At 68.1% G+C, this 22,834-nt stretch carries 19 protein-coding genes and 5 pseudogenes; 12 read left to right on the forward strand and 12 right to left on the reverse strand.

Annotated features, from left to right (window positions below; all coding sequences use genetic code 11):
• Nucleotides 1-163, reverse strand: a pseudogene (locus ACWFR4_RS43670) (RNA-guided endonuclease TnpB family protein); the annotation flags it as partial.
• 59 nt (nucleotides 164-222) lie between these two features.
• Complete coding sequence (locus ACWFR4_RS43675) at nucleotides 223-729, reverse strand: SRPBCC family protein (protein ID WP_453657034.1); 507 nt, start codon at nucleotides 727-729, stop codon at nucleotides 223-225.
• Between the two features lie 308 nt (nucleotides 730-1,037).
• On the opposite strand from ACWFR4_RS43675, the gene ACWFR4_RS43680 reads away from it, so the two are divergent.
• From ACWFR4_RS43680 to ACWFR4_RS43695, 4 genes and pseudogenes are all read left to right on the forward strand, one after another.
• Nucleotides 1,038-1,415 carry a nuclear transport factor 2 family protein gene (locus ACWFR4_RS43680; RefSeq protein WP_453657036.1) on the forward strand — a complete coding sequence of 126 codons (378 nt, stop codon included), beginning with the start codon at nucleotides 1,038-1,040 and terminating at the stop codon, nucleotides 1,413-1,415.
• A gap of 286 nt (nucleotides 1,416-1,701) precedes the next feature.
• Nucleotides 1,702-1,755 (forward strand): annotated as a pseudogene (locus ACWFR4_RS43685) (hypothetical protein); the annotation flags it as partial.
• Nucleotides 1,756-1,810: 55 nt separating this feature from the next.
• Complete coding sequence (locus tag ACWFR4_RS43690; protein ID WP_453657038.1) at nucleotides 1,811-2,464, forward strand: transposase family protein; 654 nt, start codon at nucleotides 1,811-1,813, stop codon at nucleotides 2,462-2,464.
• A 772-nt stretch (nucleotides 2,465-3,236) separates the two neighbouring features.
• Nucleotides 3,237-3,479, forward strand: coding sequence for a hypothetical protein (locus tag ACWFR4_RS43695; RefSeq protein ID WP_453461347.1), 243 nt, complete (start codon nucleotides 3,237-3,239; stop codon nucleotides 3,477-3,479).
• Nucleotides 3,480-4,075: 596 nt separating this feature from the next.
• Here the strand turns inward: ACWFR4_RS43695 and ACWFR4_RS43700 are convergent.
• Nucleotides 4,076-4,297: a hypothetical protein gene (locus tag ACWFR4_RS43700; protein ID WP_453461350.1), complete on the reverse strand. Its 222-nt coding sequence runs from the start codon at nucleotides 4,295-4,297 to the stop codon at nucleotides 4,076-4,078.
• Nucleotides 4,298-4,592: 295 nt separating this feature from the next.
• Between ACWFR4_RS43700 and ACWFR4_RS43705 the strand changes: the two genes are divergently transcribed.
• From ACWFR4_RS43705 to ACWFR4_RS43720, 4 genes are all read left to right on the forward strand, one after another.
• Nucleotides 4,593-4,982, forward strand: coding sequence for a PRC-barrel domain-containing protein (locus tag ACWFR4_RS43705; RefSeq protein ID WP_453461353.1), 390 nt, complete (start codon nucleotides 4,593-4,595; stop codon nucleotides 4,980-4,982).
• 113 nt (nucleotides 4,983-5,095) lie between these two features.
• Nucleotides 5,096-6,679 (forward strand): FMN-binding glutamate synthase family protein, encoded by a 1,584-nt coding sequence (locus ACWFR4_RS43710; protein WP_453657040.1) that lies wholly within the window; start codon nucleotides 5,096-5,098, stop codon nucleotides 6,677-6,679.
• An 81-nt stretch (nucleotides 6,680-6,760) separates the two neighbouring features.
• Complete coding sequence (locus tag ACWFR4_RS43715) at nucleotides 6,761-8,491, forward strand: thiamine pyrophosphate-dependent enzyme (RefSeq protein WP_453657042.1); 1,731 nt, start codon at nucleotides 6,761-6,763, stop codon at nucleotides 8,489-8,491.
• Between the two features lie 259 nt (nucleotides 8,492-8,750).
• Nucleotides 8,751-10,271 (forward strand): catalase, encoded by a 1,521-nt coding sequence (locus tag ACWFR4_RS43720; protein ID WP_453657044.1) that lies wholly within the window; start codon nucleotides 8,751-8,753, stop codon nucleotides 10,269-10,271.
• A 285-nt stretch (nucleotides 10,272-10,556) separates the two neighbouring features.
• Here the strand turns inward: ACWFR4_RS43720 and ACWFR4_RS43725 are convergent.
• Together ACWFR4_RS43725 and ACWFR4_RS43730 are read right to left on the reverse strand one after the other, a co-directional pair.
• Nucleotides 10,557-10,982: pseudogene (locus ACWFR4_RS43725) on the reverse strand (LysR family transcriptional regulator); the annotation flags it as partial.
• Nucleotides 10,983-11,464: 482 nt separating this feature from the next.
• The gene (locus ACWFR4_RS43730; RefSeq protein WP_453461371.1) at nucleotides 11,465-12,076 is read right to left on the reverse strand and encodes a PadR family transcriptional regulator; all 612 of its coding nucleotides are present in this window, start codon (nucleotides 12,074-12,076) and stop codon (nucleotides 11,465-11,467) included.
• Between the two features lie 100 nt (nucleotides 12,077-12,176).
• On the opposite strand from ACWFR4_RS43730, the gene ACWFR4_RS43735 reads away from it, so the two are divergent.
• Both ACWFR4_RS43735 and ACWFR4_RS43740 read left to right on the forward strand, forming a co-directional pair.
• On the forward strand, nucleotides 12,177-12,638 hold the full coding sequence (locus ACWFR4_RS43735) for a hypothetical protein (RefSeq protein WP_453657046.1): 462 nt from the start codon (nucleotides 12,177-12,179) through the stop codon (nucleotides 12,636-12,638).
• Nucleotides 12,635-13,843: an FAD-dependent oxidoreductase gene (locus ACWFR4_RS43740; protein ID WP_453657048.1), complete on the forward strand. Its 1,209-nt coding sequence runs from the start codon at nucleotides 12,635-12,637 to the stop codon at nucleotides 13,841-13,843. The genes ACWFR4_RS43735 and ACWFR4_RS43740 overlap by 4 nt, the downstream gene beginning before the upstream one ends.
• 223 nt (nucleotides 13,844-14,066) lie before the next feature.
• On the opposite strand, the gene ACWFR4_RS43745 is transcribed toward ACWFR4_RS43740, so the two are convergent.
• The 6 genes and pseudogenes from ACWFR4_RS43745 to ACWFR4_RS43770 form a co-directional block, all read right to left on the reverse strand.
• The gene (locus tag ACWFR4_RS43745) at nucleotides 14,067-14,285 is read right to left on the reverse strand and encodes a hypothetical protein (protein ID WP_453657050.1); all 219 of its coding nucleotides are present in this window, start codon (nucleotides 14,283-14,285) and stop codon (nucleotides 14,067-14,069) included.
• Nucleotides 14,286-14,340: 55 nt separating this feature from the next.
• A pseudogene (locus tag ACWFR4_RS43750) lies at nucleotides 14,341-15,501 on the reverse strand (MFS transporter); the annotation flags it as partial.
• A gap of 87 nt (nucleotides 15,502-15,588) precedes the next feature.
• Nucleotides 15,589-16,782, reverse strand: a complete 1,194-nt coding sequence (locus ACWFR4_RS43755; protein WP_453657052.1) for a bifunctional class I SAM-dependent methyltransferase/NUDIX hydrolase — start codon at nucleotides 16,780-16,782, stop codon at nucleotides 15,589-15,591.
• Between the two features lie 28 nt (nucleotides 16,783-16,810).
• Nucleotides 16,811-18,250, reverse strand: coding sequence for an NUDIX domain-containing protein (locus ACWFR4_RS43760; RefSeq protein ID WP_453657054.1), 1,440 nt, complete (start codon nucleotides 18,248-18,250; stop codon nucleotides 16,811-16,813).
• 39 nt (nucleotides 18,251-18,289) lie between these two features.
• Nucleotides 18,290-20,431: a methyltransferase, FxLD system gene (gene fxlM, locus ACWFR4_RS43765; protein ID WP_453657056.1), complete on the reverse strand. Its 2,142-nt coding sequence runs from the start codon at nucleotides 20,429-20,431 to the stop codon at nucleotides 18,290-18,292.
• Nucleotides 20,432-20,585: 154 nt separating this feature from the next.
• A complete protein-coding gene (locus tag ACWFR4_RS43770) occupies nucleotides 20,586-21,122 on the reverse strand; it encodes an ATP-binding cassette domain-containing protein (protein ID WP_453657058.1) in 537 nt (178 codons plus the stop codon).
• On the opposite strand from ACWFR4_RS43770, the gene ACWFR4_RS43775 reads away from it, so the two are divergent.
• Nucleotides 21,112-21,318, forward strand: a complete 207-nt coding sequence (locus tag ACWFR4_RS43775) for a hypothetical protein (protein ID WP_453657060.1) — start codon at nucleotides 21,112-21,114, stop codon at nucleotides 21,316-21,318. The two genes, ACWFR4_RS43770 and ACWFR4_RS43775, sit on opposite strands and share 11 nt — an antisense overlap.
• 38 nt (nucleotides 21,319-21,356) lie before the next feature.
• On the opposite strand, the gene ACWFR4_RS43780 is transcribed toward ACWFR4_RS43775, so the two are convergent.
• The gene (locus ACWFR4_RS43780) at nucleotides 21,357-21,824 is read right to left on the reverse strand and encodes an NUDIX domain-containing protein (RefSeq protein ID WP_453657062.1); all 468 of its coding nucleotides are present in this window, start codon (nucleotides 21,822-21,824) and stop codon (nucleotides 21,357-21,359) included.
• 701 nt (nucleotides 21,825-22,525) lie between these two features.
• Here ACWFR4_RS43780 and ACWFR4_RS43785 point away from each other — a divergent pair.
• A pseudogene (locus ACWFR4_RS43785) lies at nucleotides 22,526-22,738 on the forward strand (ThuA domain-containing protein); the annotation flags it as partial.
• Between the last annotated feature and the right edge of the window lie 96 nt (nucleotides 22,739-22,834).

Here is a 22,834-nt window from a genome sequence, read left to right on the forward strand (position 1 = left end):
ACACGAATGAGACGTTCTTGACCCGGCCGTCCACAGTCCAGATGGACACGGTCTGCTGGTCGTACTGCCAGCTCAAACACCGGTCGTCATACGGCCGCGCAGCCTGCGGCCGAAACGTGACCGGCTTGGACTCGGCCTTGCGGCGACGCTTAGAACCTTCCTTCGTCCGCCAGTAGGTTGGCCGCCACCAGCCCGTTGGGGCCAGCTCCGATCACCACCGCGTCAGGCATGGCCGCCGCCGGTGCTGTGAGCTGCTGACCTTTGCCCCCTGTGCAGGCCTTCCAGCTGTTCGGCCTCGGGTTGCGCCTCGCAGATCCGAGCGAGGCGGGCCAGCATTGCGCGATGCCGTAGTTGGATCAGCACCTCCACCGTTACGTTGTGGAGCAGTCCGCTCACTCCCTGCAGTGGGTGCTCGTCAGCGATGACCAGGCAGTACCTTCCCCAGGGGTGGAGCTCGATTGCGATCCGTGCCGTTCCCAGCGCGCCTGCCTTTGCCTCCAATCCGAGAACGGAGCCCTCTTCGCACTGTCGGACAACCGTCTCGTTGGTGAGCCGCAGAGGGCCCACGCGAACTTCGTAGCTGATCGCCGAGTCCACCTGTGGCCACTGCCCCCGCACCGGCTCGGAGGTCGACGTTCCTACTACCCACTCCGCGTATCGGCTGCCGTCCGAGAGGACGGACCAAACAGTCTGCGGAGTCACCTTGATCAGACGATGCCGTACCGCCACGCCGCACCTCCAGCGAGTTCGGCCCCAGTTCACAACCAAGTGCCCAGATCGATGCGGGTGAATCGGAAAATGGCTATGTCTTCGCAGCAGATCGGCCACTGAGGTGTGTCGGCAGTCAGGGTTGCCGTCCGGGGTCGGATCGACTGTTGGGTCGCTGCCCGCGGGACAAGTGGCTGCGGCGAAGCCGGGAATCGACTTACGACCTTGGGATCTATTAGCGGCGGGGAGGTCTGCTGCTTGAGGGGCGTGCCAGGTTACTCCTGGACCCCCAAGGCCGGGTGTCAGTGGCTCGTGCAAGGGTGCCTCCCATGGAGTCTTCAGGAGTGGTTGCGGCATTGTGGGATCGGATCCAGGCGCGCGATTGGTCAGCTGTCGCCGGTTTGGTCGCAGAGGACGTCGTGGTGGAGTGGCCGATCAGCGCGGAGCGCATCGTTGGCAACAAGAACTTCGTCGCGGTGAACAGCGAATACCCGGGAGGTTGGTCGATTCGGGTGCTGCGGATTGTGGCTGACGGCAACGAGGTGGTCTCCGAGGTCGAGGTGCCGCATGACGAGTTCGGCGTGTTCCGCGCAGCCTCATTCTGGACCGTCGAGCAGGGACAGATCGTGCGCGGCCGGGAGTACTGGACAAGCGTTGGGGCTGATCCGCGCCCGGAGTGGCGGGCGGCTCTGGTCGAACCCATGTGAGGTGGCTCTGTCGCTCGCATCGACGGCCCGGCTGATTTGGCCGTGACATGAGAAGGGCCGTGCGGGTTGGGCTGGTTGTGAAGCTGACCTGGGCTCGCACGGCCTGCTCCCATCTTGCCCTGTCCGGTGTTTCCCGCGCACACTTCGGCGAGTTGTTCGCCGAACTCGCCGCCCCGTGGGAAGCAGCGCGACAGTCTGCACTTCGCGAAGCCAGGGGCGGTGAACGCCGTAGGGCGCCGGGCGCAAGCCGAAGCTGATCCTCTGCGACCGGCTGCTTCTCACCCTGGTGCACCTGCGCCATCAGCTGCCGCACGAGGTTCTCGCCGAGCTGTACGACGTCGACCGCTCGACCGTTTCGACGGCGATCCGGCAGGTCCGCTCGTCGCTTGCGGCCCGTGGTTTCGCGGTGCCCGACCGACCCGGAATGCGTCTGCGGACACTGGAGGACCTCTTCGCTTACGCTGAGGCCGAAGGGGTCGAGCCTCGACTCGACGGCGCCGAGACCCAGGTCAGACGCCCACAGGCGGGCCGTCCTCGGGCGCCGGGCCTTCATCTCGGGCAAACGTCGGCAGAATATGATCAAGACCACCACGTTCAGCGACGGGCAGGGCCGAATGCTGCTGTCCGGGGTCGTGCGGCCCGGCCGGATGCACGACCAGACCGCCCTACGCACCGAGGGCATCGCCAAACAGCTCCGGCTCCACCCATCGGTGAAGTCTCAGGTCGACGCCGGGTATGCCGGGCTGGCCAAGGAGTTCCCCGACCAGGTCACCGCCCCGCCGAAGAAGCCGAAGGGCGAGGCGAGCGACGGTGACAAACGGGCCTGGAACGAAGCGCGGCGGCGCCAGTCCTCGGCCCGGATCTGTGTCGAGCACACCAACGCCGAGCTGCAGCAGTGGACACCCTTGCGACGCTTTACCGGACGCCGTGACACCTACGCCGAGACACATCTGGCGATCGCCAGCCTCGTCTCCGACCGGTCCGCACGGCGCCCCACCCAACGCCGGGCAAGCACCGAACTCGTCCTCGTCCGCAACAGCGCCTGCTGATCACACACCAGCCGAACCTTCAGGCCAACACGTCCAGACCTCAATTTTCCCCGAGGCCGATAGCCGAGAGAGTACGGCCGTGGGTCCGTCTGCAGGCTGCTGCGAAAGCGCGGGGAGGCGCATTCTGTGACTGGTCTCGGACCCCCGCTGTGCCTCGCGGGGCGTTGGTGCCCAGGCCTGGTGCCGTGAGGGATCACGTCCGGGCGACGCGGACAGCGCCCGCCGACCCCCGCCATGTTCTCGCCAGAAGGCCGCCCCATAAGCAGCGGTCTCATCGGCTTCGGCTGAGGGGCAACTGGATGACACGGCGCCGCCTACGTCGTGGCTCCTTTGCCCGTCGATTACAGGGGCGTACGAAGAGCAAGTGGGCCGGCCCGGTTCGGCGAAGACCGGGCCGGTACCTCCGCGGCCGGAGACCGGTGCGGACCACGTCACGGCCGCTCGAGAAACCATGCTGTGGAGCCGAGTGAGTAGCCTTCCGCGCTGAGGTGGAGGTGACGCCGGTGAAGCTGGCGCGGGTTACGTCATCTCATGCCTGTGCGGTGGAAGATGACAGTGCCGATAGTGCCGGGGAAGGCGAGGCAGTGCTCGGCTATACGCGCGCATCACACCGACCTGACCTCCTGGCCGACCGGCTAGCTCCCTCAATGGAGTGCATTGCGAGCAGGCTGCGGCTGTCTCCTGCATGCCTCGGGCAGGACTTTCGGTACAGGCGCCCGTCGGCCGTCACCCAGCCTTCGGGGACGGCCCCCTTCCACGAAAGGAGATCCCCATGACCGAAGTCCTCGGTCACGGCACGGATCCGGTCAGTGCCCTGATGCACCTGATCAGCGCGGACAACCAGCGATGGCTGAAGGAGCAGTCACTGTCGAAGCAGAAGGAGATCGCCGGGCGGTATTTCGACAGCACAGGCGTAGACGTGGCCGACGTCATGGGCGGCCTGGCGGACGAGCCGAGCTCGCAGCAGAAGGCCAACCAGCTCATCGAACAAGAGAGGAACGCCAAGCAGGGCTAGAGGCGTTTTCGAAACCTGCGGGCCAGATGAAGACACCCACGATGTTTCAGTGCGGCCAGGCCGCGCCATCGCTTCAGCTTGATGCACCGCTCCACAGAGTTGCCCGGTAGGCAGTTGTCGAAAGCAGGGATCCTGCCACCGACCGGCCATGGTTCTTGCGCCTGGCGAACTTGTCGGTGTGTGGGGACCTGGGCGGGAGAGATGTCTGATGCATGGGCGTCCGGTTCCCCGGCAGGGGCGCCTTCGGTCGGGGGCCCTGCCGGGGATGGTGGGCACGGGGGGATCGTGCAGTCGACGGCGTCGGCGCAGTCGCCTCGGAGTCGGCCTGGACGAGCAGAGCGGTGAACGTTCCTCCCAGGGGCCGTCAGCTGGCCACTTGCGCAGCCGGTTGTGAACGCCTTCCCTGACCCGAACGTCTTGGGCAGGGGGCGGTCCACGGCGTCCCGGGGCTGTGTTTGAGTGGAAGCGCGTCGATCACCTTTCGGTACCGGCGCCTCAACTCGCCTTGAGTGCGGGTCTATTGGGACCCGACGCGCCGGAGGTGCGGACCGTCGCCCGTGGCCTACCGGTGTTCGCGGCAAACCTGTCGCCCCGTATCAGAGACGGCGATCTCGCTCTTCGTCGATGAGGGAAGTGGACGATGGCACGACGACCCGCCTGCGTTTGGCGATGCTGGTGAAAGCCAGTACACCGATGACGCCGACGATCATCATGATCGTGCCGACCACATCGAGGTTGACGCTCCGCATCTGCCAGTCGGTGCCGAACGTGAGAATGGCGCCTGCGCCGATGAGCAGAATGCATCCGCCTAATCCCATGGGATTCGCCTCCAGTGTTGGATGGTGTCGGTCGCCTTCGGGTACCCGCTGCGTTCGCCGACATGCGTGATCCGGGGGTCTCTTGACGACCGCTCGGATGCGCGCATGCGCCGGGCCAGGAGAGGAACCCACGTGCACCGGAGTTCACCGCTGTTTCCGTTTCCGTGATTCCAGCCATGTGTGAACGGGTTTGTTTAGCGGCTGGGAGCTCGGACAGTCGGAGGGTGTCGCCGGACAGGACGCACGGTGCAGTCCGCACCGCCTGTGCGTGCGGCTGAAGTACGGAGGCACCCCAATGACCGAGAACATCTGGAGTTACCCGGCCAGTGCTGGTCACACTCAGGAAGCCGATCTGACGGGCTATGAGGTCGAGGCCACGGACGGGCACATCGGCAAGGTCGACAAGCACTCCAACGACGTCGGCTCGCAGTACATCGTGGTCGACACCGGCGTGTGGATCTTCGGCAAGGAGGTCCTGCTGCCGACGGACACCATCACCGGCATCGACGCCGAGGCGACGACGATTCAGGTCGCGCGTACCAAGGCCCAGATCAAGAGCGCGCCGGAGTTCGACAAGGACAAACACCTGGGCGACGCCGGCTGTCACGAGCAGGTCGGCAGGTACTACGACGCTCCGGGGACTCCGGGCGCGGGGCTGATGCCCCCTGGTCGCCCCACGATCTGACCAGACATCGGCACAGAACGGGGGCGTGTGGGTGGCCCCTCGCTGTGCCCACGACAGCAGTGACGCGGACTCGCCGGAGCCGCGGACCGGTTGGACGAGGACGACGAGGACCAATGACGCGTTTCGCAACGGTGGGGCTGTTGACGGCCTGCGCGCTGGGCAGTTCGCTTCTCGCTGTCTCGGCATCTCAGTGGTGGTGGTTCGCTGCGGCCCCTCTCACGGCCGTGGCACTGACCGGTGTGTACGACCTGGTCCAGCGTCGGCACTCTGTGCTGCGCAACTATCCCGTGCTCGGCCACCTGCGCTTCCTCATGGAGAGACTGCGCCCGGAACTGCAGCAGTACTTCGTGGAGCGCAACTACGACGGCAGGCCCTTCGACCGGGACACCCGCAGCATCGTCTACGAGCGGGCCAAGGGCGTCGCTGCCGAGGAACCGTTCGGCAGTGAGCGCGACATGAATGAGCGTGGCTACGAGTTCCTCGTGCCGTCCATGGCCCCGGTGGATGTGCCCGACACGCCGCCCCGCGTCGGGATCGGCGGCCCCGACTGCACGGATCCGTACGACATGGCCCTGCTCAATGTCTCGGCGATGAGCTTCGGCTCGCTCTCGGCAAACGCCGTCGTGGCTCTGAACACGGGTGCGGCACGCGGCGGGTTCGCACACGACACCGGCGAGGGAGGCCTGTCGACGTACCATCTGCGCCCCGGCGGCGACCTCGTCTGGGAGATCGGCACGGGTTACTTCGGCTGCCGCACCAGTGACGGGGACTTCGACGCGCGGCAGTTCGCCGAGAAGGCCGCCCATCCGTCCGTGCGCTGTGTGTCGCTCAAGCTGTCGCAGGGGGCCAAACCCGGGATCGGAGGTGTCCTCCCGGGCAGCAAGGTGAACGGCGAGATCGCTTCGGTGCGAGGTGTCCCCGAAGGCGAGACCGTCGTGTCGCCGCCGTACCACCGCGTCTTCTCCACTCCGCGCGAGCTCGTCCGGTTCCTGGCCCGGATGCGGGAACTGGCGAGGGGCAAACCGGTGGGTTTCAAGCTGTGCCCCGGATCCAGGACACAGTTCCTCGCCGTGTGCAAAGCCATGGGGGAGGAAGGGATCGCTCCGGACTTCATCGTGGTGGACGGCGCGGAGGGCGGCACCGGCGCGGCGCCGCTCGAATTCGCCGACCATCTCGGCATGCCGCTCACCGATGGCCTCTTCACCGTGCACAGCGCCCTGACCGGCACAGGGCTGAGGGAAGGGATCCGGATCGGTGCGAGCGGCAAGGTGGCGACGGGTTCCGACATCGTCAAGCGCCTGGCCATGGGCGCCGACTACACCAACGCGGCCCGGGCGATGATGTTCGCTGTCGGGTGCATCCAAGCCCAGCGCTGTCACACCAACCATTGCCCGACCGGTGTGACCACCCAGGATCCGCGCCGGGCCCGCGCCCTCGACGTCGTAGACAAGGCCGCGCGCGTCGCGCGCTACCAACAGGCCACCGTGGAAAGCGCGCTGCAGATCATGGCCGCGATGGGCGTACGGGACACCGCGGAACTGGGCCCTCGGCTGCTGCGGCGCCGAGAGGACCATGGTGGGTTCCGGTCCTACGCCGAACTGTACGAGTGGCTGTCCCCGGGCGAACTGCTCGCCGAACCGCCCGAGAGCTGGGCCGCTGACTGGCAGGCAGCGGATCCGGACACCTTTGCCTCCTGACGGCGATGTCCGAGGAAGCGTGGACGGCAACGCGCACCGATCATTCGAGTTTTTCGAGTCGTTCGAGAGGAGACACACCCGATGAGTCGAACCGTGGCCCGCGTCATGATCGACGCCTTGGAGGAACTCGGAGTACGCCATGTCTTCGGCGTGGTGGGGGATGCCCTCAATCCCCTCACCGATGCCATCCGCGCGTCCGGGTCCGTCGAATGGGTCGGATGTCGGCACGAGGAGGCCGCTGCGTTCGCCGCCGGGGCCCAGTCCCAGCTCACCGACACCCTAGGGGTCTGCATGGGCACCGTGGGACCTGGCTCCGTGCACCTGCTGAACGGTCTGTACGACGCGGCGAAGAGCGGAACCCCGGTGCTTGCCGTCGCCGGCCAGGTGCCTCTCGCGGAGGTGGGCACGGATTACTTCCAGGAGGTCGACAACGATCTGCTCTTCCGCGACGTCGCCGTGTTCCGCGCCACCGTCACGTCTGCGGAGCAGATGCCCGGTCTGCTGGAGATCGCGGTGCGGACCGCGATCGGGCGGCGCGGTGTGGCCGTGCTGACCGTCCCCGGCGACATCGGCGACCAGGAACTGCCGGCGGACCGGCCGGCCCGGCTCTCCGTGGCCGGTTCCGCCAACCGGCCCGACGATCCGGTACTGGACGAGGCGGCCGATGCCCTCCGCGACGGCGGCAAGGTCACGATGCTTGTCGGCCGCGGAGCGCGCGGTGCCCGCGAGGACGTTCTCGCCCTCGCCGAGCGGCTGGCCGCGCCCATGGTGCTCACGCTCAAGGCGAAGGAAGGCTTCGAGGGCGACAACCCGTACCAAGTCGGCCAGACCGGTCTGATCGGCAATCCGGCCGCCGCGCACGCGATGGACGCGGCGGACACCCTGTTGCTGCTCGGCACCGACTTTCCCTACCGGGAGTGGTACCCGCAGGGCAAGAACGTCGTCCAGGTCGATCGGGTCGCCGAGCACATCGGCCGACGTGTCCCGGTCGACGTGGCTCTCGCCGCCGACGTCGGTCCCACGGTGCGGGGGCTCCTGGAACGGCTGGAGCGGCGCACGGACCGCGAACACCTGGACGACGCGCGCGAGAAGTTCGGCACATGGCAGGAAGGACAGCAGCGGCTGGCAGCGCCAGGCCACGACCGCGGGCTGATCGGCAAGGTGCGGTCCGCCTTCGACAACCGCGACCACCTGGTACGCCCGGAGGCGCTGGCCGCCGCCGTGGACGCCCTGGCGGCCGACGACGCGGTCTTCACCTCGGACACCGGCATGGCCACCGTCTGGCTGTCACGCTTCGTCGAGATGCGTGGATCCCGCCGCCTGCTCGGCTCCTACAACCTCGGCTCGATGGCCAACGCGATGCCGCAGGCGATCGGCGCACAACTCCTGGACCCCGACCGGCAGGTCGTCGCCTTCTGCGGTGACGGCGGACTCGGGATGCTCCTCGGCGATCTCATGACCGTCCGCAGCCGGCGGCTGCCGGTGAAGCTCGTCGTCTTCGACAACCAGCGCCTCGGGATGGTGAAGCTGGAGCAGGAGCAGGCGGGCCTGCCGGAATTCGGGACGGAGCTCGACAACCCGGATTTCGCCGCGGTCGCCGAGGCGCTCGGCATCACCGGCATCCGGGTGAGCCGGGGCGAGGACCTGGCCGAGGGCGTCAGCCGGGCCTTCGCCACACAGGGACCGGTGCTCCTGGACGTCCTGACCAACCCGGAGGAGATCGCCGTGCCCGCCAAGGCGACCGTCCAGCAGGGCTGGGGCTTCGCCATCGCCAAGATCCGCGAGAACCTCACCAGTCCCGGCGGACGCTGACGTCAGCCCCGGGAAACCGGGCCCCGCACGTTTCGGCGGCATGGACGGGCCACTCGGATCCCGGCCGCCGAGAGATCACCCAGTAGGAGGCCGAGCAGGAAAAAGAGCCGAATAGGCGAAAAAGCCGCAGGCTGGATGTGAACCAGCACGCCCACGTATCTGCCGATCAGCCGCGAAACTGCCCTGCCGCGACCCTCCGTAGCAGCGGGCCCGACCTCGCGGCGCGACGGACACACCGATCGAAAGGCGCACGCAGCTCATGAACGACGTCACAGGCAAGGCGACCACCACGGATGCCGGCGTTCCGGTCGAGAGCGACGAGCACTCGCTCACCGTCGGTGCCGGTGGCCCGATCCTCCTGCAGGACTCCTATCTGATCGAGCAGATGGCGCAGTTCAACCGGGAGCGCATTCCTGAGCGGCAGCCGCACGCCAAGGGCAGCGGCGCCTTCGGCCACTTCGAAGTCACCGCAGACGTGAGCGCCTACACGAAGGCCGCCCTCTTCCAGCCGGGCACGCGCACCGATCTGGTGACCCGGTTCTCGACCGTCGCCGGCGAGCGCGGGAGCCCCGACACCTGGCGTGACCCGCGCGGATTCGCGGTGAAGTTCTACACCGCCGATGGCAACTACGACATGGTGGGGAACAACACCCCGGTCTTCTTCGTGAAGGATCCGATGAAGTTCCAGCACTTCATCCGCTCCCAGAAACGCCGTGCGGACAACAACCTCCGCGACCACGACATGCAGTGGGACTTCTGGACCCTCTCACCCGAGTCCGCGCACCAGGTCACCTGGCTCATGGGCGACCGGGGCATCCCGCGCACCTGGCGCCACATGAACGGCTACACCTCGCACACGTACATGTGGATCAACGCGCAGGGCGAGCGGTTCTGGGTGAAATACCACTTCAAGACCGACCAGGGCATCGAGTTCTTCACCCAGGACGAGGGTGACCAGATGTGTGCGGTCGACACCGACTACCACACCCGGGATCTCTTCGAGCACATCCGGGACGGCGAGTACCCGAGCTGGACGCTCAAGGTGCAGGTCATGCCGTACGACGACGCGGCCACCTACCGCTTCAACCCGTTCGACCTGACCAAGGTGTGGCCGCACAGCGACTACCCGCTGATCGAGGTCGGCCGGATGACCCTCGACCGCAACCCCACGGACCATCACGCCGAGATCGAACAGGCCGCGTTCCAGCCCAACAACCTCGTCCCCGGTATCGGCCCCAGCCCCGACCGCATGCTGCTGGCGCGACTCTTCTCGTACGCCGACGCGCACCGTCACCGCATTGGCGGCAACTACCAGCAGCTTCCGGTCAACGCTCCCATCGCGCCGCTGAACACATACTCCAAAGACGGAGCCATGGCCTACCGAAAGACCGAGGACCCGGTCTACGCCCCCAACTCCAAGGGCGGCCCGGCAGCCGACACGGGCCGCTACGCGCCGCCCAGCTGGCACGCGGACGGCGACATCACGCGCGCCGCGTACGTCGACCATGTCGATGACGACGACTGGGGTCAGGCGGGCACGTTGGTGCGCGAGGTCCTCGACGATGCCGCGCGCGAACGTCTCGTGGACAACGTCGTCGGGCACCTGCTCAACGGGGTGAGTGAACCCGTCCTCGCCAGGGCCCTGGAGTACTGGTCCAACATCGACAAGTCCCTCGGCGACCGCATCCAGCAGGGCGTGCGAGCCAAGGCGGACGACAAGGACCCCAAAGCGGCGGAGCAGGCCAACCCTGCCCGGAGCAGCATGCAGAGGAAAGCCTGAGCGGGCTTTGGGTGATCCTGTGACGCGCCCGTGTGAGCTGGAGGGACGGGGAGTGTGAACTACCAACGAAGCGCACCGGTTTGAGGCAAGGGTCGCGGAGCCTCCTTTGGCGGGCGGCGGGCGGCGGGCGGCGGGCGGATGGGCGGTGGCGGTGGACCGCCACCAGCCCGGGGGATCTCCGGTTTCGGATACCGGGGATCCCCCGCAATGGCGCCTGCATGCCGGCAAGGGACCTGATCGAATTGGCGCGCAGCTCTGGTCGAGCAGCTCCATCTGGTCGGCCAGGACGGCCTTGGAGAGGGCCATGTCCACGACATCGCGCGCGGTGAAGGCGGCCCGGATGTTCACCGACACCCCGGGATACCGGCCGCTGAACGCGCGGATCATCGTGGTCGGCGGCTCCACGGCCTGGGACGGCATCGCGGCGATGTCCAGTCGCCCCTGGCGCAGTTCGTGCACGGCCGCGACGCTGGCGCGAGCCGTCTGCAGGCTCCGCACAGCCGCCCGGGCCGGTTCGATCAACGCTGTCCCCGCCTCGGTGAGAACGGCCCGGCGGCCGATCCGATGGAACAGATTGCTGCCCAGATCCCGCTCCAGAGCCTGAACAGCCTGGGAAAGTGAAGGCTGAGAAATGTACAGAGCTGACGCCGCCCGGTTGAAACCCTCGTGATCAACAATCGCGAGGAAGTACTCAAGCTGCCGGATATCCATGACCACCATCCTCCACATCCTGAAGACCGCCTCGCCCCGGCTGCTCACCCGATGGCTTGTCGCACAGCCGTGGCCGCGCACGCGGTTCGTCTACGGAGGTGATGTAGGACGGGGGCAGGCTGCCATCGCCTTTGTGCAACTGTCGTCGACCAGCAGATGGCTGCAGGAGCGGACATCGACGAGCGGTTCGTCGCAGTCCTGGATAGTGATGCCGGCTACGCGCGGGTCGGACATCAGGGTGACGTTCAACTGCATCCCCTTGAGGGGCCCTTTGGGTACTTGGGCGCGGGGGGCACGGAGTGGATTCAGGCGAGGGCGCGCAGGAGGCCAGACCTGTAGGTTCGCATTCTCTGTGTCCCTGTCTCACAGGCGATGTCCCTTGCCCGGCCCAAAGGACACAGAAGTGAGACGAACGGCTGGGGTTTGACCTCGCGAGAGCGCAACGCTTCAGGCCGTCCCCGGACGTGCCCGTGGCGGGCTCACTATTGCACCTGCCCCGCCGCGAGCGCGTCCAGCTGCTCCTTCGATGACGAGAGGCTGCCGGCTCGCAGGTCTTCGACCACCGCGCGCACCCACTCCAGCTCTGCGGCCGTCACGGCCTGCAGGTACTCGGTCTCCAGACGGGTGATGCGCGGCAGCCCTTGATCTGTCTCTGCGGCCATGGCCGCTTCCAGTCCGTCGAGCTTCTCCGCGAGGGCGTCGGCCCGCCGCTCCAGTACGTCTGCCATCTCTTCGGGCGTGAGCAGCAGCAGATTCGAGAGGGCGGCCGGGAACTCCGGGAACTCCTGCTTGGGTGTGGAGAGCATCTCCTCCAGCCAGGCGTGGGCGATCTCGCGCCCCGTGTCAGTGACTTCGTACACGGTCCGCTCGGGGTACTGCTGATCGCGCCCGGTCTCGCGTACCGCGATCAGCCCGTCGCCATTGAGTCGCTCGATCGTGCGGTAGAGGCTCGCACGCTGCCTGACGTTGACGACTTGCTCCTTGCCCCAGTCCTTGACCAGGCGCTGGATGCCGTACGGGTGCAGCGGCTTGTAGTGCAGCAAAGCCAGGACGGTCAGGGCGAGCGGGGAGCTGCGGGGAGCAGATGTGGTCATGGACGTCATTTTAGCCCCAGCATAACTAGTTGACGAGAAACTAGTTTCAGTGCAACTATCGAATCGTCAGCGCAACACCGTCCAGAGAGGAACCACCGAGATGTCCCTCACCGAGCGCATCCACTCCGACCACGGCCTCGTCAAGCACCTGGGCAACTGGACCGAGGCCGGACACTTCGAGATCAAGGCCCGCCATGGCGCTGCCGTCCTCGACCTCCGTTCCCCCGACCTCCCCGACGACGTCGAGATTCACCTCGACATGGACCGGGCCATGGTCAAGCTGCTCGTCGACGACGGCACCGCCATCGACCACTGGAACCTGAGGTGGACCGCTCGCGGCAAGATCAAGGACTCCCAGTCCTCATCCGACGGCGACAAGGCGGCTGGCCGCCTTGTCCATCTGTCCGGCTCCGCGACGAACAGCGAGATCCGCATCCACCGCGGTGGCATCGCGCTCCTGTCGGCGATGTTCTCCCGTGCGTACGTCCAGGATGTGCGCCGTGCACACAAGACCGGCGACGTTCCGACGATCGACGACCCCGCGAGGGGGCACCAGTCATGACTCGCATCGGCAAAGCCCGCACCGCGCTCGTCATCGGCGGCGGTATCGCAGGCCCGGTCGCCGCCATGGCCCTCCGCCGTGCAGGCATTGAGGCCGTGGTCTACGAGGCGTACGACTCCACGGCCGATGGGGCCGGAGGCGGCATGACCATCGCCCCGAACGGCCAGAACGCCCTCGACGCGATCGGCGCGGGCGACATCGTCCGCGCCATCGGCACACCAGTCACCGAGATGGGTCTACGGAGCTGGACGGGTAAGCACCTCGCGCAGTTCGCCCCGCCCTCCCGCCTCCCGTCCCTGCAGTTCGTCTGGCGCGCCGATCTCTACCGTGCGCTCTACGACGAGGCGGAGCGCCGCTCCGTCCCCATCCACCACGGCAAGCGGCTGACCGGGACGACGGACACCGGCTCCGGCGTCACCGCGCACTTCGCGGACGGTACGCAGGCGAACGCCGATATCCTCATCGGCGCCGACGGCATCCGCTCCACGGTCCGCACCCTGATCGACCCGGCTGCACCAGAGCCGAACTACGCCGGCCTGGTCTGCTTCGGCGCGCGGATGCACCAATCAGGGATGCCCTCCACCAACGGCGTCATGTACATGTGTTTCGGCAAGCGTGCATTCTTCGGATACCAGATCTTCGACGACTCCTCGGCGGTATGGTTCGCGAACCTGCCTCACCGTGCCCCGATGACAGTCGCCGAGGCCCAGGTGTTCGGCGCGAACGAGTGGATGCGCACCCTGCTGACCGCCTTCGCCGACGACCGCACCCCGGCCCTCGAGATGATCAGCCGCACCGACGTCGGCCAGCTCCTCATCACCGGCCCGATGGAGAACATGCCGAGGGTTACGACCTGGACCCGCGGCCGCATGACCCTGATCGGCGACGCGGCCCATGCCGCGTCGTCCAGCTCCGGGCAGGGCGCCTCCATCGCCGCCGAAAGCGCCGTCGAACTGGCGCGCTGCCTGAGGGACCTGCCCTACAACCAGGCCTTCGCGGCCTACGAACAACTGCGCCGCCCCCGCGTCGAACGCATCATCAAGCTCGGCGCCCGCACGAACAGCAACAAGACCGCGGGCCCGGTCGGCCGTGTACTGCGCGACCTCGTGATGCCGGCGACCATGAAGCTGATCAACCCGGAGAAGATGGCCTGGCAGTTTGACCACCACATCGACTGGGTCGCGAAGGCAGCCCCGCTCACGTAACTCCAGCCCGTCCGCCGGGAACCGGCTGGCGCCCGTGCACAGGTCCGGCACCGCGCCTGGCACCTGCCGGGTGGGGTCCGATCGGTCACTGACCCGGGCTATGGCCGCGGCCGGCTCCCTTCGTTCGTCCGGACTCCCGCCGGAGAGCTCGGAAAAGAACACGGAAGTGAGACGAACGCGCGGGGGACCGCCCGTGAGACGCGAGCATCGGTGCTGGTCAGTGTCACGCTAGGGGACATCGGAAACGAGAACCTACAAGACCGCCGGAGGGGGCGTGGATGACGTAGGCCAGGGCGTCGCCGTCCGGGGCCGGCCGGGAAGCCAGGTTGTCCGTACAGATCGCGAACCGGCCTTCGTCGAGGGGTTGGGACAGCAGGAGTTCGGACCGGAGCCTGGTGATCTCGCCGGCGTCGGCGGGAGTGGCGAGTCGGGCGGTGGCCATGGAGTGCCCTCCTCGGCGGCGGTGGCACGGTCGGAGCTCGGGTCGGGGCGCTTCGTCATGATGCCGGTGTGGTGGCGAGGCTCAGGGTGCGCAACGGGGTGAGCACAAGCCGGATCGGCGGCAGGACGAGCAGGCAGGCGCCGATGGTCAAGATGGTGTGCAGGCTGATACCGGTGCTGGCGGCGCCGGCGAGAGGGGCCGCGACCGGGCGCAGACCGAAAGCGGTCCACTGCCCTGTGGCCTGCATCCGTCCTTGCATCTCTGCCGCGTAGGCGCGCTGGCGTACGGTCCGCTGGGTCAGGCCGTGCGTGACGGCACCGAAGAGCTGAACGAACAGACCACAGCCGATGGTCAGTTGGCCGGAAGGGCCGGGCCGTGCCATCAGCAGTGGGAGCTGGCCGGCAGGGGCGAGTGCGAGCGCGCTGATCATGACGGGACCGGCTCCGAGCCGATCGGTCAGGCGTTTGGCGACGAGGGAGGCGAGGAAGCCGCCGCTCGCGCCGATCGCCGTGACGACGGCGAATACCTGTGGGGACCAGTGGAGGTCGCGTAGCAGGTAGACGACCCAGATCGCGTTGGTGCCGGCCAGGACGGTCGAGGTGAGCATGTTCGTGGTGACCAGCGGTCCGATCGCGGGGTGTCGCCAGGTGTAGGAGAGCCCTTCGTGGATTTCCCGGCGCAGGGAGCGCCTGGTGGCCGTCGGTTGTGGTTCGGGATCGGGCGTGCGGATCCTGAAGGTGCACCAGGCGCTGACGATGTAGGAGGCGGCGTCGACGGCGACCGCGCGGGCGGCGCCGATGACGCCGATCAGCGCGCCGGCGAGAGCCGGGCCGCCGACGTCCGCCAGAGTGTTCGCGCTGGCCAACTTCGAGTGTGCCTGCAGTAGTTGGTCGGGGTACAGCAGGCCGGGGATGTCCGACAGGCTCGCCGCCATGCCGATGACCTGGCAGGACCCGATCGTGAACGCCACGAGCCACAGCTGCACCAGCGTGAGCCGGTCGGTCGCGGCGGCGAGCGGGATGGTGGCCATCGCCGCGGCGCAGCCGAGGTCCGCGGCGATCATCAACGGCCGTTTGCGGAGCCGGTCGGCCCAGGCGCCGGCCGGGAGGGAGAACAGCAGAGGCGGGGTCTTCTGCACGGCGGCGAGCACGGCCGCCTCCCAGGCGGTGGCGTGCAGGGTGACGACCGCGACCAGGGGGATGGCGACCGAGCTGAGCGATGACCCCCAGGACGTCGGTGGCCTGCCCGGTCCAGTAGAGACGGAAGTCGCGGTGCCGCCACAGACTCGTGTTCACGGACCGGCTCATGCACCCGCGGCTCTCGGGTCGGACGACGGCGTCGTGCGGTGGGCGTAGGGGGTGAAGTGGGCCGGGGGGTGGTCGATGGGCAGGCCGGGGCTCCATGCCGTGAGGATTTGCGCGCTGCACTCGAACAACTCGGAGGGTAGATCGTCGAGCGGCCACCAGTTCCAGTCGCCGACGCTTTCGTCCGGCTGCGTGGCGGGCTCGCCCTCCCAGGTGGTGACGACGGCGCCGATGGTGACACGTACGACATCGCCGACGTGATCGACGAGTGTGCCCAGGAGGATGACGTCCTCGGGGCGTGCGCTCAGTCCGGTCTCCTCGGCGAGTTCGCGCACGACCGTCTGCTCCGGGGCTTCGCCGGCTTCCAGGGTGCCGCCGGGCAGCTCGATGGTGCCGAGGCGGTGGCCCTGTTCGCCGAGGACGATGGCGCCCACGCCGACCGCCGCATGCGGGGCAGGAGGCCGTCGGGTGCGTGGCCGACTGGAGATCCGTGTACGCCGATCCGGTAGCCGCCGCGCACGGATGAGCTGATGGACTACCAGGTTGTCCGCTGCGGGTGCGGTCAGCAGGTTCATGACGTCGACCTGGAAGCCGTACGAGGTCAGCAGGTCTTCCCACAGGTGCGGGACGAGGACGAACATGTCGACGGGGATAGCCGGCGCCTTGCGTAGGAGGAGCTGCTGCTCGCGCGGTGCGACGGTGGTGGACGGCCCGTGGCCGTGCAGGTCGGTGTGGAGGACAGAGAAGACCAGGGGGGCGCCCGTGGCCAGGGCGTCACGGAGGGCGGGCAGCGATACGTGCGGATCGAGGTACGCGAGACTGCCGATCGCGTACGCGGCCTCGTACGGCTCGGCCGCCGTTCGCAGGTGTCCGATGACGTCCCCGTGCACCCAGTCGACACCTGTTTCGGCGCCGTAGTGGCGGGTGGCGCGGGCGTGCTGGGTGGCGGACAGTTCGATCGCGGTGACGCGGGCGCCGTGGGCGCGGGCCAGATGGACGGCGTGGTGGCCGGCACCGGATCCGATGTCCAGCACCCGCTTGCCGGCGAGGTCGCCGAGAATCTCGCTGCCCGGTCCGACGCCTTCCCACGGAGCCCACATGATGGCCTCGGGCACGGGTGGCATGTGGCCGCGGTCGAGCTGGCGTTGGCCGTACTCGGTCCAGGCTTGCTCGTTGCGGGCTTCAACGGACATGACGACTCCTGGGGTATGTGGTCGGGCTTCAGGTGCGGTTGGTGACGAGGTACTGCGGTCCGTGGCCGGTCCGAGCCCGCTCGACGGCCTCCAGGCGGGCGTACGGTCCCTCGCCCATCAGGTGCCGCCAGTTGTCAAGGTCGTGGACCGCCCACAGATCGTGCTCGGTCGGATCGAGGTGAATCTGCCGAAGCTGCTCGGAGGTGAGGGTTCCTCCGTCGAAGATGAAACCGATCTTGCCCATCGGGCGGCGGGGGCCAGGGTGGATGTAGTGCGACAACAGCAAGCGGGGCCGACCCCGGCCGAGGCGGAGTCCGGTCTCCTCCACCGCCTCGCGGCGTGCGGTCTCCAGGGGATCCTCGTTGGCGTCTGTGTTACCGCCGGGGAACTGCCAGAGCCGCCTGCCGTACACCGAGCGCAGCTGCACCGGACGGTCGTGCTCGTCGCGCACGTACAGGCACGCGTACACCGTGTGGTGAGGCAGTGTCTGCACGTACTCCTCGGCGGGCATCGGCATAGGGTGCCCCGCACGCGCCGGCCGGTGGTCGAACTCGATCGCGAGTGGCCCCAGTGCCTCCTTCTCGGGCGGATAGATCTGGCGCAGGTTGAGAAGCTGTTCCTCACGGGTGGCATCAGGATCGATCCGTGAGGGGTCTTCGGTGTTCAGCAGCTCCTCGAACGACGCGTATCGGGTGATGCGTTGGGCGATGGCGTCGAGCTCACGGCCGGAATCCTCGCCGTGGAAGATGAGGGCATCGTCAACGCGGATGTCGGCCTTCCGCGGCGTGTTCACCCGGATCTCCACGGTCTTGCGGCCGGACGCCATCTGCGCGTAGTACCGCTCCCGGAGGCCGAGGTGGTGTTCCCGTCCCGTACCACCGGGCATCGTGTCCTGGGGCGCCACCGCGAGGGGCGCACGCCGCAGGACGAGGAGTGCCAAGCCGGCGACGTCCGTGCGTTCGACGCGCGCCCAGTCGGCCCCCAGTTCGCGCAGTTCGTCCTCGTCGAGAGCGATGCCGCGGCGCTCTGCCGGAGTTTCGGCAGCGAGCGGAGTGATGACGACAAGGGCGCCGCCGGGACGCAGACGGTGCCCAAGGTCGCGCAGAATCCGCGTACGGCCTTCCAGGAATGCGGCTACGAGCCGGAGGGTGATCAGGTCGTACCCGGACGCGTGCAGCTGTCCCCAGTCGTCGCGCTCGACATCGAGTTTCAGCCACCGTTCCACCTCGGGGTGGTTTGCCGCGCCCTCGGCGAGAGCGTGCTCGGCCCAGTCAGCGGCGTCCACGGAGTAGCCCGACGAGACCAGGAACGCGGCGAGCTCGCCCACTCCGCACCCCACGTCGAGGGCCCTGCCCGTTGGCGGAGCGGGCACCTGCTGGGCGAGCCAGGTCCGCTCGGCATCGTCCAGGTTCCGGTAGCGGCGTCCGTCGGCGTAGCCGCGATTCCAGTCGTCCTGCGTGGTGAACAAGGGGACACACCCTTCTGCGAACACGGTGGTGAACCGGGGTCAGCGCCAGCCCATTTCGGAGTACGTCTCACCGCGGGCGATGGCCGCGAGCACCACGCGGGTGTACTCGACGAGCGACTCGGGCAGGGCATCCAGGGGCCACCACCGCCACTGCGTGCAGCGGTCCGGTTCCAGCACGCGTGGCTCGCCCACCCAGCGGGAGGCGGAGAAGAACAGTCCCATACGCGAGATGCTGCTGCCCGGATCGCGAAGGTCCAGTGTGTGAGCGAGCCGGAGATCCTTCTCCCTGATGGCCAGGCCGGTCTCCTCACCGACTTCACTCACGAGGCAGGCGCGCGTGGACTCGCCTTCTTCACGGTGCCCGGCAGGCAGATGCCAGGTGTCGGGGGCGAAGGCGCTGTCGGGATGACGCTTGCCGAGCAGGACCTTCCCGTCGCGGACCAGGACGAGGTGAGCGCCGATGATGCTCCGGTCCCGATGCGCGGCCGGTTCACGGACCTCCACGGTGGCGAGGGTGTCGTCTGCGTACTGGGGGTGCGGGTGCTGTTGGTGTTCGTGCAGGACCGCTGTGGTGCCGGGGTCCAACGCCATCTCGGCCATCTCGTCGGGGCGGGTCCAGCGCAGTTGAATGCCCTCGGTGAGTCGGATCTCGTGAGCCGGCGCATTGAGGGTGCCGGTGTACACGCGGACGCGGTCCTTGAAGGCACCTGTGGCCTCGAGCGTGTCCAACGTGACGAACGGGGCCAGGTCGGGGATCGTGAGGCCGGTCTCTTCGCGCAGTTCACGGGCGATGGCCTCGTCGCAGCCCTCCCCACGCTCGGTGTTGCCGCCGGGGAGGGCCCACATCCCCGGCCGCCAGATGGGCTTGTGCGCCGAGCGCAGGTGCAGCAGGTACTCGCCCCGGTCGTTCGTGAGGAGCGCGGCCGTACCGGGGATGATCGGCCAGCCGATCGACAGCCTCACGTGCTCCTTGTTCACGCGGTGCGCCGCGCTGTCGGTAGGGGAGACGGTGGTGTGGGGCTCGGCGGTGATCTTTGGGCACGCGGCGGCTCGGTGGTTACGCTGCCAGTGCAGGACCTGCTCGGCCATCTCCGTGGCGGCCCGCCGGCCGCCGGGGCCGTAGCCGTGGATGACGAACTCGTAGACGCCTTTGCCGCGTTCGTCGTCGCCGATCCGGTCGGTGACGAGCCGTGCCAGAGCCGTGCCGCGCACGATCGCGGCTCCGGGCCAGCGCGGCGGCGGCGGATCGAGGACTCCGCTGTGCTGGTCGGGATCGACGGACAGGCGGCAAAACCCGGGAAGCGCCCCGGACAGGTACAACGTGAGGTCGTCGAAGGGCTCTTCACTGCCGACGGCGACGTTCGTACGGACTTGTTGCGGGGCGTGGTCGAACGCTCCGGCGAGCTGGTCCACGGGCTGCGCCGGTCCGTCTTCGAAGGCCAGGCGGACGCCGGTGCCGGGCACGGTGTGCCACGGGGTGTGCCATGCGCCGGCCCCTTGCATCGGCACGAAGCCGCACGTGGTGAGCGGCTCGTCGCTGACGAGCACGCCGTCGCGTTTGGTGAAGCCGATGGACCAGACGTAGCCATGGATGCGGAGCGGGGCGACGAGACGTCCACCGTCCGCGACGAGGTCGAACCAGGGGAGATCCGTGGTCTCGACGGTGACGATCACAGCGTCGAAGCCGGTCTCCGGGACGACATCGGCCGGCAGATGGGCAGCATCCGCTGTGACGACGTGTACGCGGTCATATCCCGTGGTGGCGAGGAAACGTGTTGCGCGGTCGGTGACTGTGGGGTCGATGTCGACCGTGAGGACGGTGCCGGTGGCGCCGACGAGTTCAGCAGCGAGGGCGGCGTTGTAGCCGCCCGAGCCGATCTCCAGTACCCGGTTGCCGGGGCGGATGCGGGCGGTTTCCAGCATGTTGGCCTGCAGCCAGGGGGCGGAGACGGAGCTGGTGGCCCGTCCCTCACTGTTCTTGCGTACGCCCACGATGTCGTTGGCATAGGCGTCGGCCAATTCGGCCTCGGGCGCGAATTTGTGGCGAGGGACCTTTCGGAAGGCTGACTCGACGGCGGGCGTGCGGATCCAGCGGTCGGCGAGCAGTTGGTCGATGAGGGCGGTACGCAGCTGATCGGGGCTGGCGTCGGCGGGCATGTCGGTGGTGGGCACGGAGGTCACGGGGCTCCTCGGGGTGGGGCGTTCAGTTCGATTCGGCGGCGGTCGGCTGGTCGGGCCTGGGCACGATGCCCCTGGATTCGTACTGGGCTGCCTGAGTGCGGAACATGGCGGCGTAGCGGCCGTTGGCTGCGAGCAGCTCGGCGTGACTGCCCTGCTAGATCACCTGCCCCTTCTGCAGGACATAGATGAGGTCGGCCCGGCGCACTCCGGACATTCGGTGGGTGACCAGCACAACGGCGCGGTTGGGGGCGGTCAGATCACGGATGCGGTCGAACGCCTCGGTCTCACTCTCTGGGCCGAGCGCCGAGGTCGGTTCGTCGACGATGAGTACGCCGTGCGCGGTGCAGGTCTGCGTACGCCAGTGCGTGCGTGCCAAGCCGATCTTCTGCCACTCTCCGCCGGACAGTTCGCCGCCGCGGCGAAACTGCCGGGCCGGGAGCGTGTCCATTCCGGCAGGGAGTTTGTCGATGACCGGTGAGGCCGTGGCGTACTGCACGGAGGTGTCCAGCTCTTCTGGCGTCCCGGCATGATGCGGTCGGCCGATGCGGACGTTCATGGCCGCGGTGAACGGCCACCGCGGGAAGTCCTGGGTCAACTGGCTGAAGCGCTTGAACAGGCGGGCGCGGTCGAGGTCCTGTACGGGGGTGCCGCCCCAAGTCATGTAGCCGGACTGCGGGTTGATGAGCTCCAATGATCTTCATGAGGGTGGACTTGCCGCTGCCGTTCTCGTAGGCGATGTCGAGCAGTCGGCGGTAGGCGGGATCCTCGATCGCCTCCAACTCGGCTGCCTGCGCGCTCTCCAGGTACTCGACCGTGACGACGTGCTCGACCAGCGGCTCCAGGCGCCCGGCGCGCGATGTGGACAGGTTCCCAAGCACCGCGGCTGACACCGTGGGCTCCGCCATACGAGGGCGGCGCAGCGCCCTCATGTGACATCACCGGTCACGGTCGGGTCGGCGCTGATGACCCCGTACATCGAGCCTGCGACGAAGTGGCGTAGAACCCCCCGGGTGTAAGGGTGGCAGTCCTCGGGCGGATCACCCGGTTCCGCCCACAGCAACTCCGCGTGCTTCTGGGGCTCGTTGTTGATCGGAGTTCCCTGCCACGATCGGGTGACCCAGACCGTTCCGAGCCGCCGAGTCCCGTCGGCAGCGACGAACTGGAAGAGGCCGCAGAACTCCGCGTCGCGCTGGCTGATCTGAATGCCCAGCTCCTCCTCGGCTTCCCGGATCGCCCCCTCCAGGGGCGACTCGTCCTCCTCCAAATGGCCGCCCACAACGGTGAGTTGGCCTGCCGCATACTGACCCTGCGCGCGGCGCAGCAGCGGCATGCGTCCGTCCTCGCGGTACGGGAGCATGAGCACGTCGACGACGCTCGTGTAGCGCTCACTCACGCGAGCACCCCCTCGCGCACCCCTCCGGTCGTGCCGCGTACCGCGATGTCCGGGTGGGTTGGCTGCGACGTCTCCCCCGAGAACACCGCGTTCGCCGCGGTAGCACTTGCCGATTGCGCTGAGGTACGTGGACAGCAGCCATGGAGGGGAGGACCGAGAAGCGCAGACACGGGGCAATCGAGCGTGGTGTGCGCGCCAGGTGTGTTGTTGTGGCGGGGCATACGGCCTCCTCGGTGTGCGTGCTTCTCGGACAGGTGCTCGGAATAACGGTCCGTCGGGCCAGCTGTTCGGGGCAAGGAGGGGGTATTTCTTGGAACGCATGTGCTGTTCTGGCGGTTTGGCCAGGCGGCACCGCGTCCACCTGCGGCTGGCTGGCGCCTCTGTCACGCGTGTGGGGGGACGCCCGGCCCTGCCGTCGTGTCGGGGGTTGCGCCCACCAAAAGTGACGGCTTGTCAGAGATTAGCGAGGCCGGCCGCAGGGGGAAGGGAAGGCGGGGCGCGCTGCTGTACGGCAGGTGCTGGAATGAGGCCAGGTGACCCACATGATGATGTCTCGAGGCTCAACCGGACAGCGGCGGCCGCCACCGCCAGGCCGGGACGCGCACGTACACCGCCAGACCGGGACGCGCACGTACGCCGCAGGGCCTCCGCGTACGCGCGCGTCCCGTTTCCGGAAGTTCGGCGCTGTCAGGGCTTCTCGGTGGAACGATGAGTGGTACGAGTTCCGCAGCAACCCGAGCCGGTCCGGCGTACACGTCCTCGCCACCATCGACGAGTCCGGCTATGAGGGGGGCGGCATGGGCGGCGATCACCCCTTGGTGTGGTGCAGGGCGTTCGGCGACGGCCGCTCCTTCGGCACGGCACTGGGGCACGCGGCCGAGGCCTACACCGACCCGGGCTTCCGCCGCGCCCTGGCCCCGACGGGAGAGCGGGTATCCACAAGCGCGCCAGGTAACCAGCACCCGTCAGGCCGAGCGCTCCCGACGACAAGGGGCGCTCGCCGCCGTGAA

The organism is Streptomyces sp. NPDC055140 (genome assembly GCF_053607285.1).

Bases quoted from the DNA above. Each gene is read 5' to 3' on its own strand.
- ACWFR4_RS43680 (WP_453657036.1), top strand. From the start codon at position 1,038: ATGGAGTCTTCAGGAGTGGTTGCGGCATTGTGGGATCGGATCCAGGCG.
- ACWFR4_RS43695 (WP_453461347.1), top strand. From the start codon at position 3,237: ATGACCGAAGTCCTCGGTCACGGCACGGATCCGGTCAGTGCCCTGATG.
- ACWFR4_RS43700 (WP_453461350.1), bottom strand. From the start codon at position 4,297: ATGGGATTAGGCGGATGCATTCTGCTCATCGGCGCAGGCGCCATTCTC.
- ACWFR4_RS43705 (WP_453461353.1), top strand. From the start codon at position 4,593: ATGACCGAGAACATCTGGAGTTACCCGGCCAGTGCTGGTCACACTCAG.
- ACWFR4_RS43710 (WP_453657040.1), top strand. From the start codon at position 5,096: ATGACGCGTTTCGCAACGGTGGGGCTGTTGACGGCCTGCGCGCTGGGC.
- ACWFR4_RS43715 (WP_453657042.1), top strand. From the start codon at position 6,761: ATGAGTCGAACCGTGGCCCGCGTCATGATCGACGCCTTGGAGGAACTC.
- ACWFR4_RS43720 (WP_453657044.1), top strand. From the start codon at position 8,751: ATGAACGACGTCACAGGCAAGGCGACCACCACGGATGCCGGCGTTCCG.
- ACWFR4_RS43730 (WP_453461371.1), bottom strand. From the start codon at position 12,076: ATGACCACATCTGCTCCCCGCAGCTCCCCGCTCGCCCTGACCGTCCTG.
- ACWFR4_RS43735 (WP_453657046.1), top strand. From the start codon at position 12,177: ATGTCCCTCACCGAGCGCATCCACTCCGACCACGGCCTCGTCAAGCAC.
- ACWFR4_RS43740 (WP_453657048.1), top strand. From the start codon at position 12,635: ATGACTCGCATCGGCAAAGCCCGCACCGCGCTCGTCATCGGCGGCGGT.
- ACWFR4_RS43745 (WP_453657050.1), bottom strand. From the start codon at position 14,285: ATGGCCACCGCCCGACTCGCCACTCCCGCCGACGCCGGCGAGATCACC.
- ACWFR4_RS43755 (WP_453657052.1), bottom strand. From the start codon at position 16,782: ATGTCCGTTGAAGCCCGCAACGAGCAAGCCTGGACCGAGTACGGCCAA.
- ACWFR4_RS43775 (WP_453657060.1), top strand. From the start codon at position 21,112: ATGAGCTCCAATGATCTTCATGAGGGTGGACTTGCCGCTGCCGTTCTC.